The organism is Paraburkholderia agricolaris, assembly GCF_009455635.1.
Taxonomy (GTDB): domain Bacteria; phylum Pseudomonadota; class Gammaproteobacteria; order Burkholderiales; family Burkholderiaceae; genus Paraburkholderia; species Paraburkholderia agricolaris.
In genome coordinates this window covers 3,490,451-3,509,283 of sequence record NZ_QPER01000001.1, presented here as the reverse complement: position 1 = coordinate 3,509,283, position 18,833 = coordinate 3,490,451, and the positions used below count along the sequence as shown (strand labels likewise).

20 protein-coding genes are annotated in these 18,833 nt (G+C 60.4%); 12 read left to right on the top strand and 8 right to left on the bottom strand.

Going from position 1 to position 18,833, the window contains the following annotated elements; genetic code table 11:
* The first annotated feature begins 207 nt into the window (after positions 1–207).
* The 7 genes from GH665_RS15470 (at position 208) to GH665_RS15445 (ending at position 4,877) form a co-directional block, all read left to right on the top strand.
* The gene (locus tag GH665_RS15470; protein ID WP_153136575.1) at positions 208–2,613 is read left to right on the top strand and encodes a DUF6531 domain-containing protein; all 2,406 of its coding nucleotides are present in this window, start codon (positions 208–210) and stop codon (positions 2,611–2,613) included.
* The gene (locus GH665_RS15465; RefSeq protein ID WP_153136574.1) at positions 2,613–2,888 is read left to right on the top strand and encodes a hypothetical protein; all 276 of its coding nucleotides are present in this window, start codon (positions 2,613–2,615) and stop codon (positions 2,886–2,888) included. Before GH665_RS15470 ends, GH665_RS15465 begins: the two co-directional genes overlap by 1 nt.
* 187 nt (positions 2,889–3,075) lie before the next feature.
* Positions 3,076–3,348, top strand: coding sequence for a hypothetical protein (locus GH665_RS15460; RefSeq protein WP_153136573.1), 273 nt, complete (start codon positions 3,076–3,078; stop codon positions 3,346–3,348).
* 166 nt (positions 3,349–3,514) lie between these two features.
* Positions 3,515–3,673 carry a hypothetical protein gene (locus GH665_RS38745; protein WP_167530950.1) on the top strand — a complete coding sequence of 53 codons (159 nt, stop codon included), beginning with the start codon at positions 3,515–3,517 and terminating at the stop codon, positions 3,671–3,673.
* Positions 3,674–3,764: 91 nt separating this feature from the next.
* Positions 3,765–3,968: a hypothetical protein gene (locus GH665_RS15455; protein ID WP_343038715.1), complete on the top strand. Its 204-nt coding sequence runs from the start codon at positions 3,765–3,767 to the stop codon at positions 3,966–3,968.
* Between the two features lie 76 nt (positions 3,969–4,044).
* Complete coding sequence (locus tag GH665_RS15450) at positions 4,045–4,320, top strand: hypothetical protein (protein WP_153136572.1); 276 nt, start codon at positions 4,045–4,047, stop codon at positions 4,318–4,320.
* 281 nt (positions 4,321–4,601) lie between these two features.
* Positions 4,602–4,877 carry a hypothetical protein gene (locus tag GH665_RS15445; protein WP_153136571.1) on the top strand — a complete coding sequence of 92 codons (276 nt, stop codon included), beginning with the start codon at positions 4,602–4,604 and terminating at the stop codon, positions 4,875–4,877.
* 114 nt (positions 4,878–4,991) lie between these two features.
* Here the strand turns inward: GH665_RS15445 and GH665_RS15440 are convergent, their stop codons facing one another.
* Positions 4,992–5,525: a glycosyltransferase family protein gene (locus tag GH665_RS15440; protein WP_153136570.1), complete on the bottom strand. Its 534-nt coding sequence runs from the start codon at positions 5,523–5,525 to the stop codon at positions 4,992–4,994.
* A 550-nt stretch (positions 5,526–6,075) separates the two neighbouring features.
* Here GH665_RS15440 and GH665_RS15435 point away from each other — a divergent pair.
* From GH665_RS15435 to GH665_RS15425, 3 genes are all read left to right on the top strand, one after another.
* Positions 6,076–6,990, top strand: coding sequence for a transglutaminase family protein (locus GH665_RS15435; RefSeq protein WP_153136569.1), 915 nt, complete (start codon positions 6,076–6,078; stop codon positions 6,988–6,990).
* Between the two features lie 98 nt (positions 6,991–7,088).
* Positions 7,089–7,892, top strand: a complete 804-nt coding sequence (locus GH665_RS15430; RefSeq protein WP_153136568.1) for a transglutaminase-like domain-containing protein — start codon at positions 7,089–7,091, stop codon at positions 7,890–7,892.
* A gap of 121 nt (positions 7,893–8,013) precedes the next feature.
* Positions 8,014–8,301, top strand: coding sequence for a hypothetical protein (locus GH665_RS15425; RefSeq protein WP_153136567.1), 288 nt, complete (start codon positions 8,014–8,016; stop codon positions 8,299–8,301).
* Positions 8,302–8,369: 68 nt separating this feature from the next.
* Here the strand turns inward: GH665_RS15425 and GH665_RS15420 are convergent, their stop codons facing one another.
* From GH665_RS15420 to GH665_RS15390, 7 genes are all read right to left on the bottom strand, one after another.
* Entirely contained in the window at positions 8,370–9,332 is a 963-nt protein-coding gene (locus tag GH665_RS15420) for a Csu type fimbrial protein (RefSeq protein ID WP_153136566.1), read from the bottom strand.
* Positions 9,329–11,854, bottom strand: a complete 2,526-nt coding sequence (locus GH665_RS15415) for a fimbria/pilus outer membrane usher protein (protein WP_425496038.1) — start codon at positions 11,852–11,854, stop codon at positions 9,329–9,331. Before GH665_RS15415 ends, GH665_RS15420 begins: the two co-directional genes overlap by 4 nt.
* Before the next feature lie 109 nt (positions 11,855–11,963).
* The gene (locus tag GH665_RS15410; protein ID WP_425496050.1) at positions 11,964–12,668 is read right to left on the bottom strand and encodes a fimbrial biogenesis chaperone; all 705 of its coding nucleotides are present in this window, start codon (positions 12,666–12,668) and stop codon (positions 11,964–11,966) included.
* A gap of 68 nt (positions 12,669–12,736) precedes the next feature.
* Positions 12,737–13,261 (bottom strand): Csu type fimbrial protein, encoded by a 525-nt coding sequence (locus tag GH665_RS15405; protein WP_102857473.1) that lies wholly within the window; start codon positions 13,259–13,261, stop codon positions 12,737–12,739.
* Between the two features lie 485 nt (positions 13,262–13,746).
* Positions 13,747–14,955 (bottom strand): MFS transporter, encoded by a 1,209-nt coding sequence (locus GH665_RS15400; protein WP_153136564.1) that lies wholly within the window; start codon positions 14,953–14,955, stop codon positions 13,747–13,749.
* A 110-nt stretch (positions 14,956–15,065) separates the two neighbouring features.
* Positions 15,066–15,548 (bottom strand): VOC family protein, encoded by a 483-nt coding sequence (locus GH665_RS15395; protein ID WP_153136563.1) that lies wholly within the window; start codon positions 15,546–15,548, stop codon positions 15,066–15,068.
* Positions 15,549–15,786: 238 nt separating this feature from the next.
* The gene (locus tag GH665_RS15390; protein ID WP_153136562.1) at positions 15,787–17,445 is read right to left on the bottom strand and encodes an SH3 domain-containing C40 family peptidase; all 1,659 of its coding nucleotides are present in this window, start codon (positions 17,443–17,445) and stop codon (positions 15,787–15,789) included.
* 269 nt (positions 17,446–17,714) lie between these two features.
* On the opposite strand from GH665_RS15390, the gene GH665_RS15385 reads away from it, so the two are divergent.
* Both GH665_RS15385 and GH665_RS15380 read left to right on the top strand, forming a co-directional pair.
* Positions 17,715–18,137, top strand: coding sequence for a TOBE domain-containing protein (locus GH665_RS15385; protein ID WP_153136561.1), 423 nt, complete (start codon positions 17,715–17,717; stop codon positions 18,135–18,137).
* Between the two features lie 177 nt (positions 18,138–18,314).
* Positions 18,315–18,815: a GAF domain-containing protein gene (locus GH665_RS15380; protein WP_030102920.1), complete on the top strand. Its 501-nt coding sequence runs from the start codon at positions 18,315–18,317 to the stop codon at positions 18,813–18,815.
* Positions 18,816–18,833: the final 18 nt, after the last annotated feature.

Here is an 18,833-nt window from a genome sequence, read left to right as displayed (position 1 = left end):
CACGTCCGACCTTCTGGTTTTTTCTCTGCGACGCGGTGGCGACTAACGGTCTCTTGCATAGATCCCTACGGATTGCGTAGGAGGTTTGAGGGCGACGTTTGTACGGGAATAAAAGAGGCCTTGTTTTAGGAATTGTCGGATAGCAGAGGGTGGAAGCCTCCTTATAGGGTGCTTGGGTGTCAACCAAGTAAACCAATAAGGATGACTATGAAAAACAAAAGATCTACGGAGAATCTAACAGGCGCGGCCGCGCGCCTGTTCACCGCATTCATGCTGCTACTGGTCACGTTTGGCGCCGACGCGGCCGATTACATGCAATGCATGCAGACGTACCAGAAGTCCCTCGGGATTCCCGGCACCCCGATCTGCGCTATTCAGGTCGCGGGCACTTCGCCTTTGTCGACGGGCCCGGACGATCCCTATAACGCAATGAATTACTACAACTGTCCGAATGCCTCGGATTGGATTGCGGACTATTGCGGCGGCGTCCAGGTTCCGCCTCAGTCCGACGACTCCTGTCCGGTAGCGGACCCGGTGTTGCCGGCGAAAGGCATTGTCATGCTCTCTGAGGCTGACTTTGCGAGTGGCGACACGCTTCCACTCGTCTTTAAGCGCACGTATCTCTCGACACCCTATGACACTGCGCAGACAGCGATGGGTCGCAACTGGGTCAACAACTGGCAGCGTAGGCTCGATCTGCTTGGGGTCAAAGCGAGCGTGCCGCACATCGTTGCTTACCGGGGTGACCAGCAAGCGCTGGTGTTCAAATGGATTGGCGGCGCGTGGGTTGTGCCGGCAAATCGCTGGCTCAAGCTGACGAAAGCGGGCGACGGGTATTTCTACCTGAAGGATGAACTTCTTGGTACGACGGAAGCGTATTCGGGCAGTACGGGTTTGTTCCAGTCCGAGACAACTCGCACGGGCATGTTTCGGGAGGTCACATACAACGGACGTCTGGTTGTGGCGATCGCCCAGTGGCCTGTCGATCGCGTAGGACTGCCCGCATCGCGAACGACAATTACGCTCAAATACGACAAGGACGGTCGCATGCTGAGCATGGTGACGCCCTCTGGCGATTCCACGCACTATGCGTACGATGCGAAAGGTAATCTCGCTTCGCTAACCCCACCAGATGGCTACGTTCGTCAGTACTTATACGAGGACGCTCGCTTTCCCAACGCATTGACCGGTGTAAAGGACGAATCCGGCTCGCGGATCGCAACGTGGACCTACGATTCGAACGGACGCGCAAGCTCAGTCAGCCATCCTGACACGACGCGTAACGTGTCGCTCAGTTACGGTCCCGGCTTTACGACGCTCAGCGACATGGCCGGCAGGAGCACGTACACCTTTGATGTCCTGGAGACGCGGCGCCCTCGTTCAATTGCCACACCAGGCGGCACAGTCTCGCGCACGTGGGATGCAGCAGGGAATCTGAAACAGAGAGAGACTCCTGATGGAAATATCCAGTACACGTGGGACAGCATCAACCGGCCAACGAAGGCGGTTGCGACAGGTGCGGGGAAAAAGACAGTAACGACGGTTGAGTACACCGATGACAGTTCACTGCGTCCGCATCTGGTCGCCACGCCGGGCAAAGTTCGCGCATTCGTCTATGACTCGCGAGGCAATGTCACGGGTTATGCGGAGCGCGCAACGACTGACCTGACGGGCGAGCAGGGACTGCAGGCGCTCGGGACGGGCAATCAGATGACAGTCGGCGCACGCTACGACGATGCAGGCCGCCTTGTGTCAGCCACTGTCATCCAGGACGGCGTGAAGCTCGAGGACTGGACTTATACCTACGACGCAAAGGGCAACATAGCGACGACCAAGGACGCCGTGTCGGGATGGACGATGCGAACGCTCGAGCGAAACGCCGCGAACCGTGCAACGCAGATAGCGGGTAACAGTGGCCAGGCGAGCATCGCTTACGATGAACGGGGCCGTGTAAAGTCTTTTCAGTACAAAGAGCCGGCAAGTTCGATAAACGGCGGAATTTCCCGCGTACTGGCAGTCGACTATCAGTACGGTGCGAATGGCATGGTGTCGTCGCGTTCGGCGAAGGTATCAACTAACGGCGCGTGGTGGCAGCCGATCAACGACGCTGAGCTAGGCGTCTGGCTAACCAACTGGGAGTTAGGTAATGACCCGGTTGCGCCACCGCCTATGCTCACGGGAATCAAGGCTGATGCAGGAACCTTCGTTCCCGACATGTGCGTTGAATGTTATGTGGCGTGGAAGGCGAAGTTCACAGGGAAGCTGTTTGGTAGCGAGCTGAGCGATACACTGCCGAAGTGGGGTGAGACAACGGAGCTGATGCTGAGCGATCAGTCGCAGGTTCCGTATCCTGTTCTTGTGCCGGATCTGACTGGATCTGCGAAGAGGATGGTGCTTTACAGCGCATTCTTCGGAGCCGCGAGCGGCAACGGTGGAATGGTCAAGTGTGGGAGCAGCGGGGATAATGAGTGGCGTGAGGCGGACTGTCATGCGAAGTACGAGTCCGAGATGTTCAGGTGTAACTCGCTTGCCAAATATATGGGTGGTTTGGCGGGCCTCGCGCTTTGCAAGAAGAATGCATTTGATGACTATCAGGAGTGCAGGGGGCGCTGATGATGAGATTTCCACCATGTTCCGTGCTGGTAACTTACGACCAGGATCGCCAACAGTTGATCTTGCAGTCAGTCGAGCGAGCAAGGATTGCCACGGCGTTGAAAGGGGCAATTGAAATGCCCGTCTTACTGGATGAATTCGAGTTCAAACTTGACGACGAATTTGCGCGTCGATTTGGTGCTGGCGTGCTCAGTCTGATCGCGCTGGGTCAACCCGATCTCAAACAGTACATAACTTTTACAGAGGCACCAACCGACAGACCGTCAGAAGAATAATTGGCCAGAGAGTTGAGTGCCATGGTCGACCGATGTTTGGCCATCCCATCAAGGACAGTGGAGCGGGCCTGATGAGGCCTGTGGGAGAGGTGCTGACCGTCCTCCTATCACCACCGTCCGGCGCCTAGGCCGCCGAGCTGCATCGACAGAGAGCATTCAAAATCTATTAAGAATGTGGAGGGTATCGATGGCTAATCATCCATCGTATTCCGTGGTTCTGACTTACAACAAAGATATGCAACAGTTAATCGTTCACACTGTTGATCCAAACAGCCTTGCCCCACTCGTTGCAGGACGAATGGGCGTTGTCATGGCTGATGAAAAAGACTTCAAACTGGACGATGAATTTGCGCGACAGCTTGGGATTGGAATGCTTAATACGATCGCACTGGGTCAACCGGAGATCAAGCAATATATGACGGTCACCCAACACCCAATCGGGAAGCCGCCAGAAAAATGACAGCCGGAGTTCAAGAACCGTCTGACTGGAGGCTGGCCATGGCGCCGGCAGGACAGCCGCGAGCCTGAAGAAGGCCGTAGGAAAACGTGAACTGTCCTGTCATCGCGACGGTCCAGCGGCGTGGGCCGCGCGCCGGCGGATGTCTGAAACGAATGCGTAGCGCAGTATGAAGCTCAAATCGACAAGTGCGATGCGACGGCTTGGGGTTGCAATGCTCAATTTGATTGCGCTGGGCCAGCCTAACATCGAGAGATACATGAATGTTACCCAGCAGCCAATCGACGAGTTGCCACGGCAGTCGGATACGGAGGATATCGATGAATAATGTTTGCAGAGGGTAATGATGGCTATTGATCCGCCCCGCTCCGTAGTTCTGAACTACGACCAAGACAGTCAGCGGTTGAACGTGCAGTTAGTTGAGCCTAGCCAAACTGGCCCCGCTTCTGGCTGGAAAATTCACAGTGCCGATCCTGTTAGACGATTTCGATTTCAGGCTTGACGACGAATTCGCGCGTCGGCTTGGAGTTGCAGTGCTCAATGCGATCGCGCTGGGTCAGCCTGAAATCAAGCAATACATGACTGTTACGCCGGACCCAATCAATAGGCTCTCGGATGAGTAGCAAGCACAAGTTGAGTGGCGTTACCGACTAGCGTTTTGTTGTTGCCTCGAATCTTTTAAAAGTGTAGAGATCATTGATGGCTAATTATCCCCCACGGTCCGTGGTCGTAACCTACGACGAAGATAGTCAACAGTTGATCTTGCAGTTAGTTGACCCTGCAAAGCTGGCGCCGTTCCTGGCTCGAACGCTTAAAGCACCGATCCTTTTAGACGAATTCGATTTCAAGCTTGACGACGAATTCGCGCGCCGGTTTGGAGGGGGAGTGCTCAATCTGATCGCACTGGGTCAACCGGAGATCAAGCAATATATGACGGTCACCCAACACCCAATCGAGAAGCCGCCAGAAAAATGACAGCCGGAGTTTAAGAACCGTCTGACTGGAGGCTGGCCATGGCGCCGACAGGACAGCAGTGAGCCTGATGAAGGCCGTAGGAAAGCGTGAACGGTCCTGTCAGCGCGACGGTCCAGCGGCGCGGGCGGCGCCGCCGGATATTTCTAAAACGAATGCTTCGCACAGTATGAAGCTCAAATCGACATGTGCAATGCGATGGCTTTCGACATGAGCGGCGTGCAGGCCGCCGTGCTGCATAGACAGAGAGCGTTCAAAATCTATCAAGACTGTGGAGGGTATCCATGGCCAATCATCTGCCGTATTCCTTAGTTTTGACCTACACCGAAGATCCTCAGCAATTGGTCATGCAGGCTGTAGATTCAGCCAGACTGGCTCCGGTCCTCTCGGGAATTATGGAAGTGCCGTTTTTTCTAGACGGCGACGAATTTAAGTTTGACGACGAATTGGCGCTGCAACTGGGGGTTGCCGCGCTCAATGTGATTGCGGCAGGCCGGCCTGACATCAAACATTGCCTGGCGCTTACACAGCACCCAATTGACAGGCCGTCAGAAGAATAATTGGCCGGAGAGCTGAGTTCCATGGCCGACCGATGTTTGGTCATGGCGCCAAGGCGAAGCGGACGGCCGCGGTGCGCGCGCTGCCATCATGATTTTGTTTGCATACAACGCCCCCTACCTGCTGCCCGCTCCCCCCATCGCCTTATATTCCGCGTAACTAACCATCTGAAAATTCTGGCGGCCCGGCAGTTTCGCAATGACCTTCGAGTCGTCGGGCGGAACTTCGCCGAACATCTCGTAGTGAAATGCGAACGTGCTCACGTAATTGACGGTTGGCACAATCGAGTGGAAATGTAGGTAGCCACCGGTTCGCACGGCATTCCAGAATATCTTGTCACCGCGGATGCTTTCGCGCGGGTCCTTGAATAACCACGCCGCGCACGCGGGAAAGGCGGCACGCGTAAGGAAATAACAGTTGGTGTCGTTGAAATCGACGCCGTTGGATTCTTTGCAAATGCCGAGCATCCGGCCGTCGGCAGTGAAAATCGTTCGAGTCGCCGTGACTACCTGTGCGCCCGTTTCCTCGACTATGATGCGCATCGTTTCGACATGGTTCGGCGCATACCAGTTGTCGGTGTCCAGAAAACAGATCGCATCGAAGCCATTCGCAGATGCGTAAGCAGCACCCACGCCGAGGCGTGTCCCCATAGTCCGCGTGATTGGGAATCTTGATGTGGATCACACCTTTCCAGCTATCAATGTCGGAGGCAGGGAATCCGTCGGCGACCATAACGTGGGTCACATTACCCGCTTGCGCAAGAACGCTTTCGTGACATCTTCGTAAGACGTAACGCGGCTCTTTATAGTAGGCGCTAATGACGGCGACTCGCATGAAGGCTGTTTGTCGGATTGGTCGAGCGGCGGATTATATCTATCGGCAGCCCGCATCAAACTATCTCAATTACGTAGATCAGTTCTTCTGTTGGGGAACGGTTTTCGCCCAGATTCGCGAACAGATCCTGCTGGTAGCTTCCGCACCCAGCGGCATCTGAGCACAAATGAGTGATTTCAACCAATATGGCGGGTGTATGCTGAAGTCGAAAGCTTGTCGATGACAGCGTCCCACCGCGCCAAACCACGGCTGTGGCTCATTTAGGATCAAACCGCGCCGGGCGCTCAGCACCTGCCGCGGCAGCAGGTTTTACCAGCGTGAACGTGATGCTCAGGACGAATCCAGTTGCATCCATCGGCCTGTCAGATGACTGAGCCACAGCGTTTCACGGTACGTCATGTCAGCGTCTACCGCTACTCGGAACCCGTCCGGTTCGGCGAACACCGAATGATGTTCCGTCCGCGCGCCAGCCACGACTTGCGCCTCGTCACGAACCAGTTGCTGATTACACCGACACCGTCCCGGCTGCACTGGCTGCACGATGTGTTCGACAACTCGGTGGCAGTCGCGAGTTTCACGGGGAAGGCGAGCGAATTGCGCTTCGATAGCGAAGCGACGCTCGAACACTTCGAAACGCCCATGCCCGACTACGCGCTTGAGCCGTACGCCGTGAACTGGCCGTTCGCGTACACCAACGAAGAAGCCTCCGATCTCGTGAACGCGCGCAGCCGCCAGTATCCGGACAGCGACGTGAACGAATGGGCACGCCGTTTCGTTCCTGTGCAGGGTGCCCGCGGTATCAGCGGTACGAACGGCACGGGCAGCACGATGGCGCTATTGCGCGCAATGACGCTCGAGATAAAAAGCACGTTTTGCTATGTGCGCCGCACGGAGAAGGGGGTGAACCGTCCCGGCGACACCTTGCGCAACCGCAGCGGCAGTTGCCGCGATTTCGCGGTGCTGATGATGGACGCGGTGCGCTCACTCGGTCTTGCGGCACGCTTTGTCAGCGGTTATCTGTTCGTGCCCGAGCAGGATGCCACGCAGGGCGGCGGTGCGACGCATGCCTGGCTGCAGATCTATTTGCCGGGCGCCGGCTGGGTCGATTTCGATCCGACCAATAGCATAGTCGGCAATCGCCATCTGATCCGGGTGGCGGTGGCGTGGAATTACTACCAGGCATTGCCTTTGTGGGGCACCTGGCACGGCGCATCGCATTCGTTTCGCGGGTTGCAGGTCGACGTGAGCGTGACGAAGGCGAGCGAGGGGCGAACCGGGTGAAGGGATTTGTACAAATCGAGCGTGTTAGCAGGGAGTGTCAACTCAGGTTGCTCACCGGACGCGTCCATTGAACGTATCAACTGGAAGAGGGCGCCGTAATGAAATTGCGCGTTGGCTACGAGCTGGTCTATGAGTGCGTGCAACCGACGCCGATGATGTTGATGTTGAACACGCACTATTCCCATGCGAAAGACGTGTTGAGCGCGGATCTGCTGGCGGTCGATCCACCGGTGCCGATCAGCCAGTATCGCGACGGCTTTGGCAATTTGTGCAGCAGGATCGTCGCCCCGCAGGGACGGCTTGCGTTGTCGACGAGTGCGGTGCTCGAGGTGTCGTCGGAACCGGAGCTGCGGCCGTCGTTGACCGAGCAGCACGCGGTGGAGGCGCTGCCTGATGATTCGCTGGTGTTTCTGCTGGGCAGCCGTTATTGCGAAACTGATTTGCTATCCGAATTTGCCTGGCAGACATTCGGCAAACTGCCGCTCGGTCGCGGGCGGGTGGATGCGATTTGCAACTATGTGCACGAGCACATTGTGTTCGGCTACGATTTCGCGCGGCCGACCAAGACCGCCTGGCAGGCGTGGCAGGAGCGCAAGGGCGTATGCCGGGATTTCGCGCATCTGGCCGTGACGCTGTGCCGGGCGATGAACATACCGGCGCGGTATTGCACCGGGTATATCAGCGATGTCGGCACGCCACCGCCGTATGCGACGATGGACTTCGCGGCGTGGTTCGAGGCGTATGTCGGCGGGTGCTGGCAGACCTTCGATCCGCGGAACAATGTGCCCCGTACGGGGCGGGTTCTGATGGCGCGGGGCAGAGATGCGGCGGATGTCGCTATCAGCAATGCGTTCGGACCTACGGAGCTATTGAAGTTCGATGTCGTCTGCGAGGCGATATAGGTTTTTTGCCAGGAAAGTCTTAAAGTTTCCCTCATGAAGTGCCGAAAAGATCGGTATCCCTACTCGCACCGCGAGCCGATCCCGGACCATCATGATGCCCCGCAACATAGCCGCCACGTCAGTGGCAATCCTGCTGCTTTCGCCAGCCTCAACAGCATGGCCATCGGGGCTTGCCTCGATTCCGGTGAGCCTGACCGTGCAGGAAACCTGCGTCATCCAGTCGGTGGATGCGGCGATTACCGTTGCCAATCAACCGGCGGTTGCCTGTCTGCACGGGGCACCGTTCCAGATATCCCAAGCCGCATTGGATCCTGCGGCGCCGGGCGAAACCGGGCGGGATCAGGCGCGGCCGGTGGAATTTGTCGCCACCCACGACGCCCAGCGAACGGTCTGGATGATCAATTTCTAGAATTCGTTCCTGATCGATTCGTCCCTCGCCCGCGCGATTGCCCGGCCGGCACGTATCAAGGCAAAAAATCAGAAGCTGATCGTCGCGGTAATCGTGTCGCTGTAGTTGCCCGGTATCGGCGTCGCCTGGGCCGGTACGATGCCGTACACGGTGATCGATACCGCATTGCCGGTGCCGGTACCCGTGGGCATCGTGGTGCCCGCCGTGCCGTCTCCCCATGCACTCGCGTGGCCGGCATCGGTATATAGCTGGTAGTTCACGGTACCTCCGCCGCCCGCGCGCTGCATCTGGCGCGCCGCTACATTTCCGCTCGAACCGCCGTTCAGCGCAATCCGGAAAGCGTCGCCATTGGTGCAGCGCGCGGTGATCGAGCCGGTCGCGTTCAATGCCGAACTCAAGACGCCGCTTGCGGTGAAGGCGATATTCGTCGCGCTGATCTGGCAGTCGTTCACCACCGTTGCGTTGGCCGTAAAACCGAAGCTCCCGCCGTTCGTGGTCAGCGCGGCGCAACCCGGCGCGACAAGCAAAAAGAATCCATACGTCAGTGAAGTCTGGCTTAAGGTCTGCGAATAGACGGTGCTGGCGTTGCCGATGGTCGGCACCGTCGCCTGATTGGCGGTGACCTGTCCGTAAAAATTCACCGACGCCGTCGCGGTATTGCCGACCAACGGTTTATTGAGGATCATCGAAATGGGGGTCGTGCCGAGTACCGTGGATCCCCACGGGATCGAATGTGCCGCGTCCTGATAGAGCCCATAGAGCAACTGGCTACTGCCGCTCCCCAGATAGCGCGGCGTCGCGCCGCCCTGATTCAGGCACACCTGCACGCTCGGGGTTAGCGTAATCACCGGCCAGGTGCACGAAACGGTGGCGGTGCCGGTCGCGGACACGGCGCTCAATGCGATCGGACTGATGTTGCCGAAGCTGAGCGCCGAGGCGCTCGCCGTACAGGTCTGCGCACTCGCACGCTGCGGCAGCGCGCCGAGCAGCATGCACAACACCACAAGCAGGAGCGCCAGGGGCCGCTTCATTGCGCCGCCGCCGTGCCCGCTGCGGTGCCGCGGCAGGTCAGTGGGCCAAGCGTCGGCAACGAGCCGTCCGCCGGGCGCTGGTACGTGAATTCGACGCGGCAACGCATGGCGCCGGTGTCGACGTCGAGATGGTTGTCGCGCTGCAGATTCTCGACGAAGGTCAGACCGTCGTAGCCGACGATTGTATCGCCCCCACTTTCGACGTGATGCACGTGCGTACCAGGTGGCAGCAGCTTGCCGTCGGCACTCCGCAGAATCAGCGAGGCGGCGCTGTAGCGCGACACGCGGAAGTTCGCGAGCACGCCTGCGCGCGATTCCGGCACTAGATCCATCGAAGTCGTGGCGATGCGCGCGTCGGCGGGCAAATTCATGCTGTCGATCGCGACCTGGTTGTGCTGGTACGCGTTCAGGTCCGGTATCAGCAGATGGCCGTTGCGGTCGGTCGCGCCGATCACGCGGTTTTCATGCAGCACCGGCACACCCGGGATACCGTCGGTGGATACCAGCGCGAAGCCGTCGTCGATCCGCCGAGCCGGCTGGACGCTGTGGTCCATCAGCACGATTGCGCCGGTCAGGTCGAGCGAGGCGTTCGCGTGCTGGTCGATGTCCTGCGCAAGCGCGGTCACTTCGCCGTAGTTGCCGAGATACTGCACCTGCGCCTGGCGGTACGGCACCGCGCCCGAGCCGCCTGCCTGAACACCCCAACCCCAGCCGCCGGCGTAGTCGGGTGGCCGCTGCGCATTGAGGTTGTAGGTCGACTGGCCGTTCTGGCGGCCGACACTCGCGTTGATCGCAGTGTTGTTGCCGAGACCGAAGCTCATGGTCAGAAACACGCCTTGCGCGTTGTGCTGCAAGAAGTCCTTGTACGTGCTGAGCGTGAGCGAGGCCAGACTGCCGAAATTCAATGTGTACGACAGAGAGCCGATCCGCGAGGCGGGAATGCCAGGAAAGCGATAGCCGATGTAGCTGAGCGATACCGTCTGGCGGCTGAAGAAAGGGAGCGCCAGCGTCACGCGGTCGGTGGCGGTCGGCACCGGCGTGCCGTCGCGCGCGGCCAGGTCGCCGTAGTTGCCGTAGGCGCGCAGCGTCTGCGCATCGATCGAGAAGTGCGGTTCGATCAACTGATAGCCGAGACCGACCTGGGTACCGTTCAGCTTGCCGGCGCTCGCGGACAATGAGCCGTTGATCACGCCGGCCATGCCCATCCGTACCAGCGCACCGGCTCCCGCGTTGACGAGGCCGCCGGTGGCTTCCGCATGGCCTTCGAGTGTCAGCGTGTCGCTCATGCCGCGTCGCGCGGTGGCGCTGAGCGCCGGGCGAGGGTCGTAGGAAAACGAATCGATGCCATAGGCGCGGCGCAGGAAGCCGGCTTCGAACGAATAGCTCGACAGACCCGCGGCCAGCATGCGTGTATCGACGTAGAGCGGCAGCGAAGTCGAAATCGTGCGGCCAAGCGCGTCGTGCGTAATGACGGTGGCTTCGCCCGCACCGGTGATGCCGGGCACGTTGTTGACGATGAACGGCCCGCTCGGTACGTTGCCGCTGTATTGCCGCACGTTGTTGATATACAGATCCACGGCGGAGGGCACGACCGCGGTGCCTGACAATGCCGGCACCGGAAACGTCACGAGGTCGGGCCGCAGCGCGAAGTTGCTGCGCCACTGAAAACCGCCGATACGGATCGAACGGCTCCAGTCGAGCGATGATGAAATGGTGTCGCCGATCTGCGTGGTGCTGAGCGAAGTGGGATTCGAGGTGCTCCACGACGTGTCGTAGCGCACATAGCGATGGAGGTCGCGGTACAGATACGCAATGCCGGTACTGCTCAACACGCCGGTCGGGTCGAAGTAGCGTTCTTCGCTCCACAGTGCGAGCTGCGCATTGGTGTTGGTTTGTGCAAACGCGTCGTAGTTGAGCAGAAAGCCGCGCGACGCGGCGGCGTTAGGCGTTTGCGTCAACTCGCGCGTGTCGAACGTGTACGGCTTGCGGATCGCGTCGGGCACCTTGAGGTCGATGGTCTGGCGCGCGGCGTCGTACTCGTAGTGCAGACCCGGGATCCGGTCGAGTTCGAGCGAGGCGGTATCGGCGGCGCCGAGCTTGTCGGTGGCGACGCCGATTTCGCTCAAGTCTTTGCCCGTTGCACTGAGCCGGCCGCCGACTTCGCGAAAGTGCGCGATCAACCCGGTACGCTGGCCGTTGAGCATGACTTCCAGATACAGATCACGGCCCGCGGTGACGTCCCGCGCAGACTTCGTCGCCGCGGGTTGGGCGGTGGTGGCCTGGCCGGACGCCGACGTGGCGTTCGAGCCTGTAGCCGTGCCCGGATCGGCGCCCATGTTGACGACGGGACTGACGCCCGCGCCGCCCGACGTATCGACGCCCGACGCATCGACGCCCGTTCTGGCGACCCGCCGCGGCACCTGCGCACCGGCCTGAGTTGGGCTCAGCATGGTCAGCGTTGCTGCAAGCAAAATGATCTGCAGTCTCCATCCATGACGTTTTCGCCGTCGTGTCATTCTCATCGATTGCGTGGCGGGGCAGCGTGTCCGTTCCCATCGACCCGGATACGATCATGGCCAGTCGCGCGTGCCCAAGGTCTGCATCCGTGTCGGCCCTTGTGTCCGCGCGGGCTTACTCGACGTTCACCGTCGCTTCGGCCGGCAGCGAGTTGACCGCGGCGTGCACCTTCAGCGGAGCGTTCTGAGCGGCGTTGTCCGGCAAGGTGACTGGCCAGTGCCGTTCGCGACCGGCCAACGCGTAGCCAAGCAGTCCTTTGTTGATGACGTAGACGTTGCCTGTGTTGTCGATCAATTGCACGGCGGCGATCTGCGCGCGCTTTTTGCCTGTGTTGTCGACCCGCAGCATCCAGCCTTGCGCGTCACGCGACAGATGCCAGGACAGTTTCGGTTGACCGATATCGACGGACGGTTCGACGAACACCGGAACCGAGTAGCGCAGGCGGATCGTTACGCCGCTGGTGGGCGCGGCATCGGGTTCGGGTAACTCGTCGATCAGCACGCGATAGCCCTGCTCGGCGGCCGACGGCTGCGCACGGGTACGCACTAGCCGCACCAGTTGATCGGCATGCGCGGCGATTTGGATCAGCGGTGGGCTTGCCACCAGATCCTGAGTGGGCGTGAGCGTGTCTTCGCCGCTTGCCTGATCCCAGCGGAATACGCGCACCTGGCCGAACAGCGGTTTCTCACCGGGGTTCTTCAGCGTGATACCCGTGGCGTTGGCGTCAGCGGACATATCGACCATCACCGGCGAAATTTGCAGCGTCGCGGCTTGCGCAAGGGGCGCCGTCAGACACCACGCGAATGCACCTGCTGTCAGGAGCCGTAGAGGCGCGCCCATGGCGCTTGCGACGCATGGGCTCACCAGGCACGTCCTTACCGATCGTCTCAAAAGTAGACCGTCGCGGTAATGGTGGTCTGATAGGTGTCAGGTTTTGGGGTGGTCTGCGCCGGCACCTGGCCGTACACGACAATCGATTGCGCCGAGCCGGTACCGGTGCCGCTGGCTGTGTTGGTGCCCTGCGTGTTGCCCCATAGGGTCGTGTGGCCGGCATCCTGATACAGCTGGAAGCCGACTGTGGTGGCGGTATTGCCGGTGGCCGTGCCGGCCATTAAGCGGCTCGTCACGGTGGAGCCGGTGACGGTGCCGGCGTCGAGCCCGACGTTGTAAGGCGTGGTGTTGGTGCAGGTTACAGCGACCGTGGTTTGCTGGTTGATCGCAGTGCCGAGCACACCGTTGCTGCCGAAGTTCAACGGATTGGCGCTGATCGAGCAGTTGGCGTTCAAAGTCAGCGTGACATTAAAAGTGGTGACAGCGGTGCCGTTCGAATAGGTGGCGGCGCGTGCAAGCTGTAGAGGCAAGCCGAATATCAAGGCAACGATGAGGCTGGACGACAGCAGTTTTTGTTTCATCATGAGACCTCGCAAGCCAGCGGGACGCTGATTTTCAATTGCATGGGCAGTTTGAAAGCGCACCGGCCGGATAGTGGATCAATTCAATGGACATTACAGAGCGCTGTATTACCTTATGCAAGGATTGTCGTATTTGATGAAATTTAGTCTACACCAGACTTTATCGGTAATACAAATTATTGCATTGGATGATTAATTTGGAAGGCCGCGTATAGGCCTTGTTGGGTGAGGCGGGTAAGTGAGCGAATTGGGAAAATGTTTCTGCGCATGGATTCGGGGAAATACCTAATTCAGGTAGTTTTTTCTAATAAATTTGAATATTTTTTATTTTTATTGATGCATGAATTGTGCTTGGTTATGCGGGGCGAGTGATTGTCCAATGCGAATTGACTCGTTTGAAACTCGCGCCGATTAAATCTCCGGCCGATAGGGGTGCTGCGAAGACGCAGGATTAGTGACGGCCTTCGGGCGCGGAGTGCGCTGCGTTATTCCCCAAGCGCCAGCGCGCGCCTGCGTCGCGACAGCGCGGAGCCGATCGACACCGTCGCGCCGATGCAGCCCATCGCTACCGAGAGCGCCACGATCAGCAGGCCCGTTTGTGCCCGTGCCGAAAATACGCCGACCAGCAAACCGGCGAGCGGTTGTGTCATGTTGTTCAACAGGATCACCACGCCAGTCGTCTTGCCGTAGTCCTCGGGTGGAATGATTTTCTGCCGCGCACTGCGGATGTAGACATTGAACATCTTGTCGAAGCCGACGATCAACAGAAAGCCGACTGCATACCCCCAAGGCGCCGCACTGGCGCCCGCGATCACCCCGCCGGCACAGATTGAAATGAAGGCGATCAGGCCGAGTGTTCGCGCCGGCCAGGCGTTACGCGCGATCGTCAACAGAATCAGCACGGTGGCCACGGCGCCGGCCGTTTGCAGGCCCGCATAGTACCGGTTCGATTGTGCGTGGATGCCGGTCACCATCGCGGCGGAGGTCGCGAGGGTCACGCCGATCACCAGATTCTCGGCGGCGGCGAGCAGCACGACTTTCTTCAGGCCGGGGCGCAGCAGTACATGGCGCAACGCGATGCGCAGTGGCATCGTCCAATGACCCGGTTCAGCGGGCGGCGGAACGCCTGCGCGGAAACCGCTGGCGCGCGCCCACAGCAGCAGCGCCGCGTCGGCCAGCAGAAACAGCACGCCGGTTGCGCCAACCACCCATTCCCAGCGCCACAAGCCAAGCAGCAGCGCGGCCAGCATCGGGCCGAGCACAAAACCCAACTGGTCGGCCAATTGCGAGTAGGCAAGCACGCGCTGGAATTGCTGCGTGCTGAAAATTTGCGGCAACATCACTTCGCGTGCGACCAGCCCCTGGCTCGTGAGCACGCCGCACAACGCGGACAACGCGATCAGCCAGCCGATGCCGCCAAACAGCACGTAGGCCAGCACGCCGCCAAAACACACGAAGGCCCGCACGGTCTGACTGATCCGCATCAGCCGCAGAGGCGAGATGCGGTCGCATAACGCGCCGAAGAAGGGAAAGACCAGGTAGCGTGGCAGCGTTTCGATAAAGAACGCGAGACCTGACCACGATACCTGGTGCGTCGTCTGAAACACGACGAGCGGGACGAGAAACAGCAGCACCTGATCGGCGAGACGCGCGACAAACAGCGAGCAGAAGAAAGCCTGATGGTTGACGCGCACCGTTCATGTCTCGCCGTTTGGAGGTCGAGACCGATCCTATCAAAGATTGCGCTGGCCGCCCCGACACGCCTGTGCGACCAGCGCAATGTCGCTGGTGGACGGGACCCGGCTTATTGCGGGCCGCATTCCGATCCCATCGCCTGCATATTCTTCTGAATCTCTTCCGGGCTCAGATCGCGCTTGTGCGTGGCGAGCGACCAGCTGTGGCCGAACGGGTCCTTCAACTGACCGTAGCGGTCGCCCCAGAACATGTCGGCTACCGGCATGACGACGGTCGCGCCGGCGTCGACAGCCTGCTTGAAACTGGCGTCGACATCTTCGACGTAGTGATGAATCGTGACCGGCGTGCCTTTCAGCGAGTTCGGGCCGAGCGCGTTGTGGTCGGGCCATTCGTCGGTCAGCATCAGCATGGAGTCGCCGATCTTCAGGCAGGCGTGCATCACTTTGCCGCCCGGTCCGGGCATCGAGAATTGCTCGACGGCGTTGAAAGCCTTGGCGTAGAACTTGATGGCGTCTGCGGCGTTGGCGCAAATCAGATACGGGGTCAGCGAATGCATCCCGTCCGGGATCGGTTTGACAGCGGCACTGGACATGACGGCGACTCCTTGAAGTAACAGGTTCGTGAGTTGAAAGACAGGCTGCGTGAGCGAGGCCTTCAACGTTACGACGAGTGCATGGCCTTTGAATCGACACCCCGGAAAAAATATTTTTAAGCACGCCCGTGCGGCGGCGCGGGGCGGGGCATGGTGCGATGCGGCTATGCGCGTCGCCATGCGGCGCGTGAGTGCCATGCAGGTTCAATCGGCCGCGCCGTCCTTTTCCGGTGTTATTTCAACCGGCCGGGTTGTCGTCGTCCGGAGTTGCTGGTGCCGATGGTGTCGACGTTGCACCGCCGGGCGCGCCGAGAATCGTAATCTGGAACGTCGGGGTTGCCGCGAGCGACTGCAACGTCGCGTCTTCCGGGATGTGTTCGAGCAGCGGCAGGATCACCGAGCCGCCGATCACCGCGCGCCGGCTGTTGTCGGCCGGACGCAAGCCCCATACGTCCTGGTAGACCACCGGCACCGCGATGCCGTTGCGGGTCGTATTGCCGATATACAGCATCACATGGCCGCCGATGTAGATCAGCGTGCGCAACGGTTCGCCATGCTGGGCGAGGTAATCGAGCCGTTGCGCCGGCGTCGACGCGGACAGATCGATCATGCGTCCCGCGCTCATTTGGGTTGACGAATGACGCGGCAGCCACACCCCGAACGTCGCGAAGATACTTTGCAGTTCCGACGAACAGTCGTTGTAGAAGCCGCTATTGCCCCAGCCGTACGGTCGCCCGATCAGCGTTTTCATCAGCATCGCCAGATGTCGCGGAGTGGCGGCGAGCGGCATGGGGGCGATCTGCGCGTCGCTCAGTTGAGCGGTGCGAATGATCGCCTGACCGTCCGCATCGCGGACCGGAACCAGGAGTTTGACGGAGGCGGTAGCGTCGGCGGCTGCGTCGGCCGTTTCACTTGCCTGGGTTGCCGGTCGTGCGGTGCTATCCGACACGAGCGGCAGCAGCGTGCCGGCGGGTGCGTCGAAGCGGAACACGCCGCGGCTGTCGCGCACCGCTGCCGAGGCGACCGTGACCGCCCCCAGCGACTTAGCGGTGGCGGCGCGCCATGTATCGACGAAGCGATCGTCGGTCAGGGCGACGCCGTCGCTGCGCACCCAGCCTTGCACGTCGGGCGTCTGCACGTAGCGCCACGCGCCATCTGCGCTGGTGCCCAGCACGTACAGCGGCGTGCCGGGGCGTACTGCCGAGATCTGCAGGTTGTCGAACGGATAGCCTTCGCCGGCCAGGTGGCGGTCGTAGAACGACGGGTCCATGGTCGGCAGTTCGCGCACCAGCAGGTTGCCGGTGGCGATCGCGCGGCGTTCGGGCGTGTAAGCGGCCTGCTGGGTGAACTGGTCGACGGCCATGTTTTGCGCGATGGCGTCGATCCACGCCTTGTCATGCGGCCGGAAATTCTCGCCGTAGCCGAGCGCCGCGCCGCTTTTGCCAGTGTTGTCGAACTTGCCGATGCGGCGCTGCTGCAGCGCGACAATATCCGCGCCTTGCTGACGGTAGACGCGCATCGCCACATAGGCGGAATTCCACGGCGACGCTGCGCTCGTGCCGGTGCCGAAATAGCGCGCGTAGAGCGCACTGAAGTGCGCCTGCTGATCCGCGGGGCTCAGGAACGGCCGGTCGTAGCCGGGGCTGTCCGGCTCCAGCCAGTGGTCGACGTTCTGGTCGTAGTTGGCGATCGGGAACAGCGTGATCGTGTCGACGTTCGCGTGGGCGTCGCGCGTTGGCGACGGATTGCTGCAGGCGGCGAAGCTGGCGGCGGCTGCAAGAGCAACGCATAACGTGGCGGCGCGGCGGGGCTGCGGCAACCGGAACCGGGTGGCGAGGCGTTCGCTAAAGCGTTGTGCAAAGCGTGCGGCAAAGCGGGGCAGGACGACGACGGGCATAGGGTTCGACGATATGGGTCCGAGGGCACGATGATACGGTGTCGCACGCCGGGCCGGGCGGTGAATGCCGGCGCCGTTGCAGCGTTGTGAGTGTATTTACACAACGGTTATGTGGTTTCATTGAGGTTCGAATCGTCAGAATCGTCCATCACGGCTGTGTAATACCGCATATCAAGCACTAGCCGTCATTCAGGCAGAGCGTTTCGTTACATTCGATCCATTTTGCCTCGGAGCGTCTTTTCCCGAGGCACCTCAACCAGGAGAACAATATGCAAACCAGCGCACGCAATCAATTCGCCGGCGAAGTCGCCGAAGTCAAACACGGCGCGGTAAACGATGAGGTCACGCTGCGCACCCAGGGCGGCCTCGAGATCGTCGCGATCATCACGCACGGCAGCGCAACCTCGCTCGGCCTTGCCGCCGGCAAGAAAGCGTTCGCACTCGTTAAGGCATCGTCGGTGATCGTAATGGTCGACGTGACGAAGAGCCAGGTGTCGGCCCGCAACTGCATCGCCGGTACCGTGTCGGCTGTCACCAAAGGCGCCGTGAATTCGGAAGTGACCATTAACGCCGGCGGCGCGCAGATCGCCGCGATCATCACCAATGAAAGCGTCGATCGTCTCGGCCTCGCAAGCGGCAAAGCAGCGACGGCGATCTTCAAGGCGTCGAGCGTGATCATCGGCGTCGAATAAGGCTTCACGTTTGACGTTGTCTACGGCGCTAACGTCCGGATAGCGCCATCAGCGCGCACGTAGTGCGGACGGAAAGAGGGCGGCATGCCGGGCACGGCGCGCCGTGAAGGAAACGGCGGCTTGCTTTACACTGCACGCCTTGCCGTTTCTCTTTCCGCTCTCATCACGGACGCCGTCATGTTCGAAATCTCCTCCGCCTCGCATCTGCCCAAAGCCGCGCAATACGAAGAACTGGTTGCCCAGGCGCGCGCGCTGCTCGCCGGCGAAACCGACTGGATCGCCAACGCCGCGAATTTCTCCGCGTTCGTGTTCCATTCCCTCAGCGATCTGAACTGGGCCGGCTTTTATTTCCATGACGGCCGCGAACTGGTGGTCGGGCCGTTCCAGGGCAAGCCCGCTTGCGTACGCATCGCGCTCGGCAAGGGCGTGTGCGGCACGGCGGCGCAAACCCGTCAGACGCAAGTGGTGCGCGACGTGCATGAATTCCCCGGCCATATCGCCTGCGATTCGGCATCGCAATCGGAAATCGTCGTGCCGCTGGTCGCGCCGGACGGCACGCTGATCGGCGTATGGGATGTCGACAGCCCGGTTGTCGCGCGCTTCGACGCTGAAGACGCGAAGGGCATGGAAGCGCTGTGCGCCGTGTTTATCGAAGCCGCATTGCCGCGCGCGTCATAAGCGTTTCAGCGGGCGCGG

Coding starts and splice junctions, on each gene's coding strand:
- GH665_RS15385 (WP_153136561.1), top strand. CDS start 17,715: ATGCAAACCAGCGCACGCAATCAATTCGCCGGCGAAGTCGCCGAAGTC.
- GH665_RS15415 (WP_425496038.1), bottom strand. CDS start 11,854: ATGAGAATGACACGACGGCGAAAACGTCATGGATGGAGACTGCAGATC.
- GH665_RS15470 (WP_153136575.1), top strand. CDS start 208: ATGAAAAACAAAAGATCTACGGAGAATCTAACAGGCGCGGCCGCGCGC.
- GH665_RS15460 (WP_153136573.1), top strand. CDS start 3,076: ATGGCTAATCATCCATCGTATTCCGTGGTTCTGACTTACAACAAAGAT.
- GH665_RS15420 (WP_153136566.1), bottom strand. CDS start 9,332: ATGAAGCGGCCCCTGGCGCTCCTGCTTGTGGTGTTGTGCATGCTGCTC.
- GH665_RS15390 (WP_153136562.1), bottom strand. CDS start 17,445: ATGCCCGTCGTCGTCCTGCCCCGCTTTGCCGCACGCTTTGCACAACGC.
- GH665_RS15440 (WP_153136570.1), bottom strand. CDS start 5,525: ATGGGGACACGCCTCGGCGTGGGTGCTGCTTACGCATCTGCGAATGGC.
- GH665_RS15380 (WP_030102920.1), top strand. CDS start 18,315: ATGTTCGAAATCTCCTCCGCCTCGCATCTGCCCAAAGCCGCGCAATAC.
- GH665_RS15435 (WP_153136569.1), top strand. CDS start 6,076: ATGACTGAGCCACAGCGTTTCACGGTACGTCATGTCAGCGTCTACCGC.
- GH665_RS15405 (WP_102857473.1), bottom strand. CDS start 13,261: ATGAAACAAAAACTGCTGTCGTCCAGCCTCATCGTTGCCTTGATATTC.
- GH665_RS15445 (WP_153136571.1), top strand. CDS start 4,602: ATGGCCAATCATCTGCCGTATTCCTTAGTTTTGACCTACACCGAAGAT.
- GH665_RS15450 (WP_153136572.1), top strand. CDS start 4,045: ATGGCTAATTATCCCCCACGGTCCGTGGTCGTAACCTACGACGAAGAT.
- GH665_RS38745 (WP_167530950.1), top strand. CDS start 3,515: ATGAAGCTCAAATCGACAAGTGCGATGCGACGGCTTGGGGTTGCAATG.
- GH665_RS15430 (WP_153136568.1), top strand. CDS start 7,089: ATGAAATTGCGCGTTGGCTACGAGCTGGTCTATGAGTGCGTGCAACCG.
- GH665_RS15395 (WP_153136563.1), bottom strand. CDS start 15,548: ATGTCCAGTGCCGCTGTCAAACCGATCCCGGACGGGATGCATTCGCTG.
- GH665_RS15465 (WP_153136574.1), top strand. CDS start 2,613: ATGATGAGATTTCCACCATGTTCCGTGCTGGTAACTTACGACCAGGAT.